At 44.3% G+C, this 14,769-nt stretch carries 12 protein-coding genes; 2 read left to right on the top strand and 10 right to left on the bottom strand.

The genetic code is table 11. The features are described 5' to 3' along the window. Positions 1 to 5 precede the first annotated feature (5 nt). Positions 6 to 1,781, top strand: a complete 1,776-nt coding sequence (gene selB / locus E4N66_RS09045) for a selenocysteine-specific translation elongation factor (RefSeq protein ID WP_253727758.1) — start codon at positions 6 to 8, stop codon at positions 1,779 to 1,781. Positions 1,782 to 2,092: 311 nt separating this feature from the next. Here the strand turns inward: selB and E4N66_RS09050 are convergent, their stop codons facing one another. Further along, positions 2,093 to 3,940, bottom strand: a complete 1,848-nt coding sequence (locus E4N66_RS09050; RefSeq protein WP_253727759.1) for a methyl-accepting chemotaxis protein — start codon at positions 3,938 to 3,940, stop codon at positions 2,093 to 2,095. Between the two features lie 417 nt (positions 3,941 to 4,357). Between E4N66_RS09050 and E4N66_RS09055 the strand changes: the two genes are divergently transcribed. Further along, a complete protein-coding gene (locus E4N66_RS09055) occupies positions 4,358 to 4,645 on the top strand; it encodes an HPF/RaiA family ribosome-associated protein (protein ID WP_162663033.1) in 288 nt (95 codons plus the stop codon). A gap of 223 nt (positions 4,646 to 4,868) precedes the next feature. Here the strand turns inward: E4N66_RS09055 and E4N66_RS09060 are convergent, their stop codons facing one another. The 9 genes from E4N66_RS09060 to E4N66_RS09100 form a co-directional block, all read right to left on the bottom strand. Continuing rightward, on the bottom strand, positions 4,869 to 6,512 hold the full coding sequence (locus E4N66_RS09060) for a fumarate hydratase C-terminal domain-containing protein (RefSeq protein ID WP_253727760.1): 1,644 nt from the start codon (positions 6,510 to 6,512) through the stop codon (positions 4,869 to 4,871). Positions 6,513 to 6,523: 11 nt separating this feature from the next. Then, positions 6,524 to 7,144, bottom strand: a complete 621-nt coding sequence (locus E4N66_RS09065) for a hypothetical protein (protein ID WP_253727761.1) — start codon at positions 7,142 to 7,144, stop codon at positions 6,524 to 6,526. Further along, positions 7,131 to 7,760: a hypothetical protein gene (locus tag E4N66_RS09070; protein ID WP_253727762.1), complete on the bottom strand. Its 630-nt coding sequence runs from the start codon at positions 7,758 to 7,760 to the stop codon at positions 7,131 to 7,133. Before E4N66_RS09070 ends, E4N66_RS09065 begins: the two co-directional genes overlap by 14 nt. Before the next feature lie 25 nt (positions 7,761 to 7,785). Next, positions 7,786 to 9,558: a S1C family serine protease gene (locus E4N66_RS09075; RefSeq protein WP_253727763.1), complete on the bottom strand. Its 1,773-nt coding sequence runs from the start codon at positions 9,556 to 9,558 to the stop codon at positions 7,786 to 7,788. Positions 9,559 to 9,676: 118 nt separating this feature from the next. Continuing rightward, complete coding sequence (locus E4N66_RS09080) at positions 9,677 to 10,258, bottom strand: MBL fold metallo-hydrolase (RefSeq protein WP_253674021.1); 582 nt, start codon at positions 10,256 to 10,258, stop codon at positions 9,677 to 9,679. Continuing rightward, positions 10,255 to 10,773: a pentapeptide repeat-containing protein gene (locus tag E4N66_RS09085; RefSeq protein ID WP_253674020.1), complete on the bottom strand. Its 519-nt coding sequence runs from the start codon at positions 10,771 to 10,773 to the stop codon at positions 10,255 to 10,257. The genes E4N66_RS09080 and E4N66_RS09085 overlap by 4 nt, the downstream gene beginning before the upstream one ends. Before the next feature lie 618 nt (positions 10,774 to 11,391). Then, on the bottom strand, positions 11,392 to 12,867 hold the full coding sequence (locus E4N66_RS09090; protein ID WP_253727764.1) for a M81 family metallopeptidase: 1,476 nt from the start codon (positions 12,865 to 12,867) through the stop codon (positions 11,392 to 11,394). A 44-nt stretch (positions 12,868 to 12,911) separates the two neighbouring features. Further along, positions 12,912 to 13,763, bottom strand: a complete 852-nt coding sequence (locus E4N66_RS09095; protein WP_044013230.1) for a carbohydrate ABC transporter permease — start codon at positions 13,761 to 13,763, stop codon at positions 12,912 to 12,914. Positions 13,764 to 13,772: 9 nt separating this feature from the next. Then, positions 13,773 to 14,651: a carbohydrate ABC transporter permease gene (locus E4N66_RS09100; protein WP_044013232.1), complete on the bottom strand. Its 879-nt coding sequence runs from the start codon at positions 14,649 to 14,651 to the stop codon at positions 13,773 to 13,775. Between the last annotated feature and the right edge of the window lie 118 nt (positions 14,652 to 14,769).

The raw sequence follows: 14,769 nt of genomic DNA on the forward strand, positions 1-14,769 counted from the left end.
TGACTATGGCATATATTTTAGGAACCGCCGGACACGTCGATCACGGCAAAACCGCATTGGTAAAATGCTTAACCGGAGTGGAAACCAGCCACATCCCCGAAGAAAAGAAGCGGGGTATGACCATTGAGCTGGGTTTTGCCGCCTTGGAAGATCCCGTACACGGAACGGTCGGCATCGTCGATGTTCCCGGACACGAACGGTTTATCCGTAACATGGTAGCAGGCACGTGGGGACTTGACGCGGCAATGCTGATTGTCGCAGCAGACGATGGATGGATGCAGATGTCGTCGGATCACCTGCGGGTACTTAAAGCGATGCATATCAGCTCCATCCTGTTGGTCATAACCAAATCAGACTTGGCCGATCCTGATATGATTGAGCTGATACGGGAAGATGCAAATCGGCATTGCCGCGAAATCCTCGGACGGGAATTACCATCGGTGGCTGTTTCCGCACATACCGACGCGGGTATCCACGAACTCAAGAAAAAAATTACGGAATTATTGAGCGCCGTCCGTACCGCTCCGTTAGATAAACCGTTCCTGTATATCGACCGCGCCTTTACGCTGAAAGGAATCGGCATCACGGTAACCGGTACGCTCCGCGGTAAAAGCATTGCCGTCGGCGATCAGCTTGCACTCTATCCCGGCGGAACCGAATGCAAGATTAAAAACATTCAAAATCACCACGCCGACGTATCTTCTTCCGAATCGGGAATGCGGACGGCACTCAACCTGAAAATATCCGAAAAAGAAAAAGTAGAGCGCGGTATGCTGCTTGCAGGCCTTGGCGAAAGCCCCGTACTGCAAGGCTCCGAGCTGCTTGTCCGCGTCGATGAATATTTTAACAAACAGGACACCGGCGCCGGCATCAAAAATCATATCGAACTGGAACTTGCCACCGGCAGTACCAATGCCATCGGCGCGATTCACTTTAACAAAACCGATCCTACGCTAGCGCGGGTGTCCTTGCAGGAACCTATCGCCGGACGCTGGAACCAACCGGCCGTCCTTATCAGGCATGGCGGAAGTTCCATTCTCGCCTCATGCAGAATACTTGCGGCCTTTGACTCCTACCGTGCAGCCGTCTTTAAACAGTTCTTTTCGGTGTATGCCGGACGGGAATTACCGTCGTGGAAAAGCTGCGGCTTTTTCATCACCGGCTTTATAGAAAAAGACCGCGCGGAACCTAAGGAGCTTTCGGCTGATACAAAAGACATTACGGTCTGCGGCAAACAACTCATCTTTACCAAAAAGCTCGCCGAATGGGAAGCAAAGATTTTAGAGACCGCAAAGAAAAGTCAGGCAGGTTTTACGCTTGAAGAAATCGATACGGCTGTGCCGGTAAAGGTGCGGCAGGAAATCCTGAAAAAACTGTGCGCGGAAAACAAACTTGCCAATGAAGGCAGTGTGTATAAGCTGGCAGGCAGCGGGGATACCTTGTCGAAAACGGCACAGCAGCTGTTACAGTTGGCGCTTAAAGCAGGGTTTGACGGTATCGAAATAGATAAAATCCCGCTGCCGCAAGTACGGAAAGATGCACGCGATTTAGTAAAGCTCGGTAAGCTCGTCGTGTTGGAAAACTTTTTGCACTACCACCGCGAGATATACGATAAAGCGATTGCCGCTATCTTAAAAGGGAAAAAAGCAGGCGACATCATCACCATTGCAGACGCCCGTACCGCGACCAATCTTTCGCGCAAGTATGTTATCCCCCTACTCAATGTTCTGGAAAAAACCGGCAAGGTAAAACGGCAGGAGAACGATAGAATTGTCTTGTAGGGTTAAGACAGAGTAATCGAACCGGGCTGTTTTTTACTCCCACGCAGAAAAAGAGAGACTATTCGACCAGAACTGCCAAGGATGGCATCGCTAAAAAATGTACATCCCTGTACACATGGATGTACAACAGTTGAAGATGGTTCAAAAGGTCTCATAGTCTCTCTTTTTCTTCGATTATGATTTATCTGTCTGGGGAAAAAAGATAAGATATAGGTTTAAAAATAAAACAGATTGGGAAATCGGTTAATTCGTAGAGGCTTACCCAATGCATTCATGGCAAACGCCTGAAATAATTCCGGGTGGACACCAATTTATACCTTAAACTTATCGACCTCTGCAGACAAGCTTTCGATAGTGTCTTTATTCTGCTGCGTAATAGCATTTACTTCCTGTACGGCATTATTTATCTGAACAGTTTCGTGCGCCATTGCGTTCATATTATCGGTGATGATTTTTGTTAGGTTGTCAAGTTTCCGTATCTCGCCGGTAACGTGTGTTCCATCTTTGAGCATTTGTTCCGACCCGCTTTTGACATCCGATGTTACTGTTTTTATATTCGAGATTGCCCCCAAGATTTCACGATTGCCGTTTTCTTGTTCACCCATTGCTTTCATAAGATTGGTGCTCATTGCTTTTACATGTTCGGAAAGTTCGAAAATACTGGCAAATTTTTCTTCGACGGTTTTTGATGACGTAGATAAACTCGTGATTTCGGAGCCGAGCATTTTCAATGTCATCGTAATGGTTTTGCCTTGTACGGAAGATTCTTCCGCCAGCTTCCGTATTTCGTCTGCAACAACAGCGAATCCCTTGCCGGCTTCTCCTGCGTGAGCAGCTTCGATTGCAGCGTTCATTGCAAGGAGATTTGTTTGACTTGCAATATTTTGGATAACATTACTTGCCTCCATCAATCCGCCTGATTCCTCAGCTATCTTTTTTGTTACGGCATTGGAATTTACTATTGTTGTTTTCCCGTCGGCAGTCGCATCGGCAAGCCGTTTGATTGCCTCATCGGTTTTTTCCAGCGTTTGCGTAATAGAAGCGATATTCGCCGCCATTTGTTCTATCGATGATGAAGACTGAGCGACACTTTCCACTTGTACTTCAATACTCGTATTCAGTTGTTTGATCGTGTTGATTATCTCTTCGACTGCAGCGGATGTTTCCATAACACTTGCAGCCTGTGCGATAGTCTGTTGTTTCACTCCTTCGGCATTGGTATTTATTTGATGAGCCGAATCTGCGGTTTGTGCCGTGTTCATGGAAAGTACTCCGATAGCGTCTTTCATTGCTTGGGTATTGTTTTTTACACCGGTCAGTAAAGCGACTGTGTTTTTATGGAATACATTCAATCTTGTTCCCAAAAGCCCGAAAATATCGCGGCGCCGTAATTCCAAGTGACTCGGAGTAAAATCGCCAACCGCTAATTTATCGGTAAACGACACAATAGTTTCGATCTCGTTATTAATACCTTTGTAAAGAGTATAGTTGATAAAAAGCGCTCCTATTAGAATCACGATGGATATTGGAATAATTGAATGTGTTATCGTACCGACAATCGTCATACCGTTATAGAGACTTGCTAAAAACGGAGATACACAGAGAAAAATGATACCTAAAAAAAGGAAGAAACCGACAAGCATTCCTCGCGTCGTATAGGACATAGCAATATGTTCTCTTTCAAGCGGTACAAATTTTACATAGTTTTCAAGCTGCTGAATCCAGATCACATAAAAAAAGAGCGCTATAAAAAACAAACATCCTACCGATGCAAAAATCGCTGCAGTAAACTGTGCAGTAGAATTCATACCTACCCATAACAGTGATACAACCGGAGTTACCGTTGATAATACAATCGGAACCACAATGCTGAGTTTTGAATATATATTCAGCGCTCTATTCGCCTTATTTATACCATCTTCTTCCGTTTGCCAGTTAAGAACGATATTCATAGTTTTTTTATAGAGACCAATAGGAAACACGATTGTAATACAGGCGGTCAACAATGTAGAAGGCGCCATAAAAATTTTAAAGAGTGCCTCTCTGGGAACTATCTTTGTATACAATGCGTATAAGAAAATAAAAATAAAAACACCGCTGTATATTAAAAGATTCAAGACAAAGATAGATTTTGGCGGCTTTGAAACTACAGTAGTCATCGGTGATACCTCCCACACTGTATCGCGTTACGGTATAGTGTTTACCATAATAGAGGTTTTTATTTTCGCGGTCAATAAATTTTCGTAAAAAGAACCATGGTTACTCAGGAGGTATGCGAAATTTCGTAGGTATAAAATAAGCCTCTAAAATGACGTTGCGCTCCAATGCAACAGTTTCCAAAATTTATATTTTATTCAACTGTTGCATTTTAAAGAAAATAAAATTTCACACAAAGGGAAAAAATGAATATGTGTGGATTTTTCCTCGACTTTTTGCATTTTATTACGTATACTTAATAGAGAGGGCTTCTAAAAACGTGTTCAACCTTTTTAGAATGACCTGAAAGAAGGAGCGCTGCAAAAAGCAGTTGTTTTTGCGGCGTCTTCACACACCTGATACCGTATAGGAGGTCTCGTATGAACATCAATTTACAGGCGGTAAAATTTACGCTGGACGAAGATCAAAAAACCTTCGTACACAAGAAATTTGAACGGATTAAGTATGCGGAAGATTTAATTGTCGATGTCCTCTGCACAATAAAATTCGACAAAAAGTTTACTTACGAATGTACTGTCAATTTTAAGGGCGGAACCGCACACGTTTCCACCGAAGATTATGACTTTAAAGCAGGGGTCAATAAATTGATGGATGTTTTAGATCAAAAAGTACGAAAAGAAAAAGATAAGATACAAGCTAAAAAATAACATTCCCGCAAAACGGGGATGTCTCAAAAGTTGGTTACTTTTTCGACATCCCCGCGAGTTTAAAATTAAGTCTTTATACAGTAACGACTTAATTTTAAACATCGCATCTAAATCTAAGGAAACTGTCCAAAAACTGTTTCGCAATCCGCTTTAGCGGATATAATGAATAATTTCCTCACAGAAAAAGCCGATAGGCTTTCAGTTTTTGGACAGCCCTGTTTTTTTATAAGGAAGCGTAGAAGTCGTTTCCTTTATCATCCGTAATCAAGAATACCGGCAAATCCTTAACCGAAATCAGCTGCACGGCTTCCATTCCCAAATCGGGATAGTCGAGAACCTTACGTGCGGTAATATGCTTTTCCGCAATCAATGCCGCAGCACCGCCGATGGTGCCAAGATAAAAGGCGCCGTATTTTTTACACGCGGTACGCCACAGTTCAGACCGGTTCCCCTTGGCAATGGTTATCAACGCAGCCCCCCGGCTCATCAAATCATCGGCATAGGGATCCATGCGGTTTGCCGTCGTCGGTCCGAAGCTGCCGATAACGGCGCCTTTCGGGGTTTCTGCCGGCCCTGCATAGAGGATCGGATAGTGCAGCGTGTAATCGGGCAGCGGCTTACCGCTTTCCAGTAATGCCTTCCAGCGGGCATGTGCCGCATCGCGTGCAACTAAAATCTCTCCCGAAAAGAGGAAAGCCTGCCCTACCGGATAGCCGGATAACTTAGCACGGGTAGCATCAATAGAGCTGAGATCGACCTTAACTGGCTCCCCATGATGTGTACCCGCGCCGGCTGTATAGGCCGTCGCTTTTTCAAAGAACGGCCGAGGATCGGAAACGTTTTTTTGCAAAAAAGCGCCTTCGCGGCTGATATAACCGACGAGGTTCCGGTGCGCATTGCACGACACACCTATGGAGGCAAAACAGCTTGCCCCGTGCCGCGGTAATCGGAACACACGGGCGTGAGCCGCGAGGTGGGAACCACCAAACTGGGCACCCAATCCCGTTTCCGCTGCAATCTGTAATACCCGCTCTTCCCAATCCTTACACCGCAGGGGGCGCACTCCGCCGACCGTATCCGTCCAACGGATAGCGCCGCCGGCTTCGTTTAACGCCTCTACCGCATCCCAATAGCCGGTGGTTGCCAGCTTGAGGGTTTGTAAGTTCTGTTCGGGACTCAAGCCGCCGATAACAACGGCAATCGTGTACGGCGGACAGGCCGCCGTTCCAAGGGCGGCGATCTTTGTCTGCAAAAAGCGTTCAAAGGATTGTGGGTTTAACAGCGCCTTTGTTGCGCAGGTAAAATCCGTTTTATTGGAGGAACCGCCGCCTTTCGCGCAAAACAAGAAACGGTACGAAGGCTCGCCGCTTCCGTTTGTACTGAATACATCGACTTGAGCCGGTAAATTGGTAGCCGAGTTTTTTTCATCAAAAAGCGAAGAAGGAATGTTGATAGAAAACCGCAGATTATTCTCTTTATACGCCTTCCCGACACCGGCAGTAAGGGCTTCCGTATCGGAAGCAAAAGGTACCGTTCCATCCACAGCGTTTAAGACCGAATACACAGAGGAATCCTTCCATGCAAAAACTTGCGCAACGCCCGTATCCTGACAAAGCGGCAGCGTACCTTTTGCTGCAATGACGGCATTCTCCAGCAATTTTACTGCAACGAGCCGATCATTTTCGGAAGATACGGGATCACAGGCAACATTCAGCAAACTTTCCAAATGTTCTTGAGGAAAGGTAAAGGATAAGCGTTTAAACGCTTTCTCTGTAAAGACAGCAAGTATGTTAGCATCAACTATTAAGCCGTTTCCGCCCTGTACCACCGCAAGGTCGGAGGCGGGAATAATCTTTTCAAATTCCATATAAAACCTTGTTAATCTTCCTGATTCAAAGAGATCAACGGCACCCGTTCAAGTTCGGCATCTTTACCGTATACTTCCTTGACGGCTTTTGCAGCGGCATCGAAATTATCAGTTCTTTTTACATCGGTTATATCATAAAAAGGTTTGCTGCACTTACAGGTAAAATCACCGATATATACGTAGCGCACATCGGACGGTACTTCGATTTTTGCCTGTAACGGAAGATTCACAAATATTACTTCTGAACCGGCAAAATGATACCGCAGACTATGAAGATTAATATATCGTTTCCCATAAGCAAAAGGAAGGGTTATCATAGCGAAATCGATATCACGTGCATCTTCTTCCGGCATTCCCGCCAAAGGTATTCTGACATTAGAAGCACTGATGGCTATTTTATCCGTTGTGCTGTAATAATGACCTATATCCAGTTTTGAAAAACGCATATGTGAATAGTTTGCAAAAAATTCCACATCAGGCAACGGTTGAATCTTTAAAGAAAATACGATAACGACTTCATTCCTTGTAGGAGCCTTCGGAGTTTTTTTATCGGCGGCAAAGAGTTCTATACCGGTAATAAAAAGGGTAATGGCAATAACAAACGAGATAATAGCGTATTTATTTTTTCTCATTTTGAATCTCCTCTATTCTTTTATCGATCAGTGTTTCCCATTCCGTGTTTTTAAATTGTGCTTTCATCTTACTTAACGTTTTCAGTTCATATTCAGATTGTTCGCTGCGGGGATAAGGAGACAATGTTGCCGAATAGCCTTTAAATGCCGTCCCTTTAACGATAAAATCATAAGCACCTATAAACTGCAAACCCGCTTTTTGCGTAGTGAATGCAATAGCACCTTGTTTTCCTAAACCGGGAGTGTAGTACGTAATGGAGTTTGTAAACCAGTTATCATAGCGAAGCCGCACAAGTTGAAAACTAAGATTCTTTGCAAGAGGGGGAAAACAAAAAGAACCGCTTCCCATCAATAAAGGCGTTACATAAAGCGCCTCCTGAGAAGAATCCATTTGCACATACATGTGCACACCCTTTACGTTCACGTACCCATAAGCCAGACAGTCTGTTTTCGGATCTCCCATCGATTCTGCTGTAACCTGTTTACCGTTTACACTCGCTTTACCCTCCTCGGCCGCCATTTTCAGGTTGCTGAATAAGATACACGAAGTAAACGCCGACATCACGCTTAACAAACAGATAAGCACCACGCCCTTCTTAATGATTTCTGTTTTCATGTTCTGTTATCTCCTTTCAATATAATTAGAATCGTATTGATACGTTGATACGAACTCCATGATTCGTTATGTTTGGTTTCTTTAAGTATGTCCGTGCAATAAAATCGGCGCCGAACGACAGTGTAGTAAAACCAGCCGGAACAAATTCCACACCGGCGCCGTAATGTACAAACGTATCGATCGGAGGAATAAACAGGCCTACCCCGACAAATGCTTGCGGTGCAATGTATAGGACATTATTAATATTGATCGGTATCTGCCCCTTCAGCTCAGGACAGAGTCCGAATGTAAAGCTAAATAAACCGCTCTGCGAGGGACTGAATGAAGATATGCCATCGCGAGGTTTATCAATAATAGCCGACATTCCAACTTCTGCATATTTAAAACTGTAAAAGAAACCGAACGAAAAAGCCGATCTCCACCGTCCATCCCGACTAAAACCGATATACGATAAAGGTATTCTCATTGTTGTAGGGATTTCTTCGATAAAAATCGAAGATTTTCCTGCAGCTTTCTTATCTTTCTTTGCACTCTTTTTATTTTGGTCTTTCGAACCCGTGCCGCTTTGAGGAGGCTCATTCAGACTGGCACCGTCCATCTGCCATGAATTATAGGATTTTTTCCAAACGGTAAAAAATTTCGACTTCTGAACTTCATCATACAGAACAAATTCATAACCGTTGTCCGTCTTTTTCAAGCTGTTGATATCCGTCCCCGTATCGGGTAAATAGGTATTTTCTTCCGGATCAATGGTAATATAGATATCGTATGCAAGAGCGGTTCTGATGCCGTTTATCGGATTACCAAAAATCGACGCAGCTAATATTTCATTTCTAAAAAGTTTCGGAGCTCTTCGCAACGCTTTCAAGTATACATCAAGCCCGCTTTGGATCGCATAATCTTCGGAAACATAAACGGTTAATTTTCTGATCCGTTTGACGATCTCTTTATTTTTGTCACTCTCTTTCTCGATTTTAAAATTTTTACAGGATTCGGCAAATATATTTAAAGAAGCCGTTAAATCGCGTTCGATTTTTTTATTTCCGGCAAAAACTTTCTCATCCATAAATTTAGTGATTGTAGAAGCAGGAATTGCAAAATTGGTAGCCTGTCTAAAAACCGCCTTTGCAGAGTTAATACCAATAATTTCGTATCCCGAAGGAGCATTTACCGCTTTTACAAGAAGAGGACCGCCGGAATTTCCGGAGTCGATAGGGGCAGAATGCTGAATGAAGGTAGATATTTTCGGATCGATATCATCGGGCAACCGCGCACGCGCATTGGTTACGGTTCCTTTTCCGAGCTGCCACATCGGTTTTCCCGCCAGCCCCGGATAACCGGCAGACCAAACGTCAATTCCGTCGACAGGAGTTTTTGATGCAAATGTCAAATACGAATCAACTTTACCGCTTGGGACTTCGGCAATGGCAAGATCCAATTCTTCGTCAACAGCAATAATGTTACAGTTTTCAATTTTTGTCGTTTCACCGTTAGTGTCTTCAATTTCCAACGTAAGAGATGCCGCATAAGCAGCAACATGATAGTTGGTTAAAACATAGTCTTTTTTATTTTGTCCTTTAATAAAAAAGCCGGATCCGAACACACCTTCTTTTGCATTTTTAAAAAGCTCGGCCAAGTCCGAATACCCGGTCTTTTCCAGTTGGCCGGAGGCATCTTCCATAAAAGCAGCGGTTTTCTCACTGTAATTCGGTCTTACAATACAAACAGCATTTCTGATATCAGCAAACGCTGCCGTAACACTGAGAAAAAAAAGCAAACAAATAATTTTGTTTTTCATGAACAACTCCCTTACATACTACGAGGAACCTCTGAAAACTTTATTTTTTAGAGATTTGTCTTAGATTTTATTTGCATATTCTATATTACTATATGGTATAGGGTATACCGTACTTTTGTCAACCTTGAAAACCTTGAAAACCGGTATATTGCGTAAATTTCCGTTCCACTCCGATCGTAGTCGGCGGGCCGTGTCCCGGAAAAAGGAGAAGCGAATCATCTTGAATAAACAGCTTTTTTTCGAGCTGTTCCGCAAGCGTTTTTGCCGCAAAACTATGCAGCGTACTGCCAACGATTCCTGCGGTAAGACTGTCGCCGGTAAAAATACAGTTATCTATCTTAAAGAGATAAGAATCGGGCGAATGCCCGGGTACCGAAAAACATTCGACGGAAAAACCGGCAATTGAAAGCGTACAATCACCCCGCAGCATCTTTCCGTGTTTACCGACCAATGCATGATCCGCCGCATATATGCGCGGGTTATATATTTTTAACAACGTCGAAAGCCCGTACCCGTAATGCCGGATATGATTATGCGTAATACAGACAGCACTGAGCGTATAACCGTTCTTTTCGATGTGACCGATTACTTCACCGGTTATCTTTCCCGGATCGATAATCAGCGCTTCTCTACTGACTTCATTGCCGACAAGATAGCTGTTTACAAAACCTTCGTGTGAATAATGAGGATATATTTTCATTTTACAAATTCCTCAGTATCAAAATGAGCAACGCGCGTATTAGAATACTTAAATGATACGTCATCGTATATATTCTTTGTAAAATACACTTTTTTTATATTGCAATTTTCAAACGGTGTCTTACGCAACGAGCATCGAATAAAACGGGATCCGTATAAATCCGAATCCTTAAAACCGCATTCACACGTTGTAATCCCGGTAAAATTATTGATAAGCAATTCCGAATCGGTAAAAACGGTATTTTCAAAAATGCTTCCCGCAAAGCAGGAAAACTGAATATCGGCTTTATCAAAGGTGCAATTGACAAAGCGGGTAAAGTCAAAAAAAGAAAGCCGAACCCGCGTACCCGTAAAGGAACAATCCGTAAAACAGGCATGCGCAAATGAACAGCCGGCAAGTCTTTTACCGGAAAAATCAACACCGGTAAGCGTAAGACCGGCAAAATTCATACTGTTAAGATCGGAACCCGACTCAAGCGCCGAGGTGAGCGCCTCATGGGATAATTGTTTCGTCATGTCGAACATACCGGTAAGCTCCAATTGAAACCGTGTTAGTATCTATTATATCGCCTTTATCTTATTTGTCAAAGTTAGAGTCCGAAAATCAGCCGGGGAATTGATGCCTAGTGTAAGGGCATCCAATTCTTGTATGTTTCCTTATCTGGAGAAAAATCTTGCATTATCAATAATTTCTGCAATGGAACTTTTATCTTTTTCCGGAATGACTGAAGACGAGCTTTATGTATAAAACTCGCTCCGTTTAGAACCATGACCTCCGTCCTTGGGCGTTTTGATACGTCGAGCATTTATTTCGACGTAGCGACAACGCAGATGCGTCATATATTTGGAACCAACCTTTTTGAAAATAGCCTGTCCAGAAGTGTACATCCGTGTACACTTCTGGACGCGAGTTTTTGCGGAGCAAAAACGTCGCCGTTGCGTGGAACCACGAACATCCATGTCCGTTCTGATACGTTGAGGATTTTCAGTAGCGGCTTAGTGAAACCGCCCTGCCAGCGCCTTTTGAAATAGACGGCGTAGATACAAGGCGCGAGCGAAAATTAACCGCAGGCGTATCTTTGATACGTTGAGGATTAATTTTCGCGCAGCAACGCAGTAGATGCACCGTATATTTCAAAAGGCCTTCCAGGACATCTCTTGATCCATCGGATACATCGGGCTCGGCAAGTATTTATAGTGCAGACGGGAGAACACTTCGTTGGTACTGCCGTCCGTGAGCACGAGCATTGAGCGTTTTGCAATGGCGCGGATTTCCGGTTCAAGGTAGCCGAGCTTGACGACAATGACCTTACGTTCCGTAGGTTCAACGCCGAGCGCCCGCATCATTTCGGGGTCATAGCAGCCGACATGCTTTGACGTTACAACGACATCGACGCCGCAGACATCCAAGAGTGCCATATCGCTGTTCTGAGCCTCTGCCCATGCCTTGCATAGTTTTTTTACCGTTGCTTTTACTTGAATGGGTGAACTCTTTTCCTTGTCGAAGGCAGCGCCGAGCGTTCCCTCCACGACATTTCCTTCTCCGGCTTTAAAGGCGGCTGCAACTAAGGCGGGATCGTAAAAAGCCTGATAACACAGCGGCGGGTTTAGCGAGGTTAAGAAGGGATCGGCAAGGATCGCCTTTAAGAAGTTGGTTACATCCTGCGAAGAACCGGCAGTCGGATTATCGCCCGAATCGGAGAGCACTACCGGATACACGCCTGCTTCAACACTGGAACGTGCATGGACAAGGGCGTCGGCGGGTTCGCGGGTTTCGTTGTAAAAGCCGAATTCTTTTCGGGTATCCCAGAACAACTGCGCAAGTTCCCGTGCCTTTTCCGTTGCGAGCTGCTTATCGCCGTCGGTTACCACCATCGCCGTAACGCCGTTGTCGGCAGTATCAGCCCACGGAAAGCCGAGCAGATACGAAGCAGCCATAATGTGCGGCTGCTTTTCATATTCGCGTAACGTTGCCGTCAATTTTTTCATCGGCTCAACACTGGTTTCCGATTGTTCACCTGCGATAAGGAATGGAATCTTAACTGCCGACATAACCGGCCTGATGCCTTTTTCCAAAGTTTCGATGGTCATCCGCGCTGCATGAATGCCGATTTCATACGTGTCCGTATGCGGGGCGCACTTATATCCTACATAGCCGTCTACATAGTCGAGCATCCGCTGCGAAATCGTTGCGTGCATATCAAGTGATGACAAAATAGGAATGTCGGGGCAGATTTTACGGATATCCTCCAGTAAATCGCCTTCCGCCTCGCCGATTTCGCGCACCCGCATCGAACCATGCAAGGAAAGACACAGCGCATCCAGCGGCAGCGCATCATTAATCGCCTGCAAAAATTCTTGTTTTAACGAAAGGTAGTAATCTTTGTCCCATTCACCGTTCGGAACCGCCCGTGCGATAAGCGCTGGAATAACCTCGTATCCCGCTTCTTTCAACGTTGCAATCGAACCGAAAACGGAACTTTGCCCCTTTCCCTCTAAAAGCTCCTTTCCCCGTAACACCCAAATATCATCAGGTCCAGTGGTAATCGGATTAAAGGTATCGGACTCGTGATGCATTCCGCCCACGAGCACCCGCTTTTTTCTATTCATTTAAAAAACTCCTTCGATAATATCAATGCCGAATATCAATGCCGCTATTCCTTCAAAGCCCCTTCTCCAAAGCCTTTAATCAGCTGTGCGTGGAAGACAATATAGAATACAATCATCGGAAGTACCCCGATAACAAGGGAGGCATATTGTAAACCGTAGTCGATGTTGAGCCGTCCGGCAAATTGGGTAATTGCAACCGGTAAACTTTTCAATGTTGCCTTCGTGGTAAAAACGAATACGAATAAAAATTCATTCCAGTGCTGCAAGAAAGATAAAATAATCATCGTCGCAATGACGGGAACGGAGAGCGGCATAATCATCGTCCAGAATATGTAGCGGTACTTTGCGCCGTCTATCTCCGCCGATTCAATGAGCGCATTGGGGATTCCCTTAACATACGAAATTGCAATCATAATGGAGATCGGCAGGTTGAAAGCAACATACGGAATGATAACCCCTAAACGCGTATTCACCATACCGAGTTTTGCTTCCAGTTGGAACAACGGGATGATAACTGCATGAACGCTGATCATTAAACCAAAGGCAAAAATCGAAGTAAAGACCTTTGACGATTTGAAAGGGAATTTTGTTAAACCGAAAGCAGCAGCCATTGCAAGCAGCATGGTAGAGACGGTCGCCGTAATCGTATAGATAAAGCTGTTTACCAGTGCAATACCTAATCCGCCCTTTGCCCACGATTCGGTATAGTTAAAAAAGGTTGGAGCTTTCGGCAGCGCCAACGGGTGAATCATAATTTCCGCATTCAGTTTAAAAGATGAATAAGAAAGCCAAATAAGCGGGAACAGCGTAAGCACCGCAAAGGTCAGCATTAAAATGTAGGCGCTTGTTTGCCAACCATGAGAGGCTTCCTGCAGCAGATTTCGTTTTGTAGTCATATCAGCCTCCTAATAATCAAAGCGTTTTGTTACGGCTCGGCTTATCATCAAGGCTATAACGGTAAAGATGATAATGATAACAGCCAGTGCACTACCGTATCCGTAATTCTGGAATACAAAGGTTGTATTATACATATAAACGGCGATAACTTCCGTAAAGTGCGCAGGCCCTCCGCCGGTCATCGAATAGATGAGGTCAAAACTCTTAAAACTGCCCGAAACTGCCAGAATAGTATTGATAAAAATAACATTTGCCAGCATCGGCGCAATAAGGCGGGCAAAAATCGTTCCTTCCCGTGCGCCTTCCAGCTGAGCCGCCTCTATAACGCTGTACGGTATCCGCTGCAGGTTAGCTAAAAAGATAACCATATAAAGGCTGGTATGCTGCCACAGTAATACAAAGAGGATCGGCACAATCGCAAGATATTTATCCTCGAATATCGTCATAATGTAGTCGGGATTGCCGGTTAGATCGCGTATAATTGCAGGAACCACGCCGACAGGAGAAAATATTCGGTTCCACAGCTGTGCAACGATAACGGACGAAATAGTTATCGGTAAGAAAATCAGTACTTCAAAAAAGTTTGCGTGTTTTACCATTTTTCGGTAGAGCATGTACGCAAGTAAAAGCCCAAGCGGAATCTGCCCGAGTACTGAAATTAATACAATGAGGATATTGTTCCGTAAGCCAATGTAGAAAACAGGATCGGTAAACATTCTGATATAGTTACCAAGCCCGATAAATTCCATTTTTCCATACCCTTTCCACTTTGTCAGACTTAAATAAAAGCTGAACAGCACGGGAAAGATAATGATGCCGATGTAAATAATAAAAGCAGGCAAGATAAAAGAAATATAACTCATCCGCTTTTGCCGTAAGTAGGTCATATACCGTAAACCGCCTTAGTATTTAATTCTTAATTGGTAATTGATAATTTAATTACACATTAGTTAAGCGCTTCTACCTCTGCCTTGCTGAGACCGGTCGCTGCAGCGATGTTTTTAA

The sequence above is a fragment of the Treponema sp. OMZ 857 genome, assembly GCF_024181085.1.
GTDB lineage: Bacteria > Spirochaetota > Spirochaetia > Treponematales > Treponemataceae > Treponema.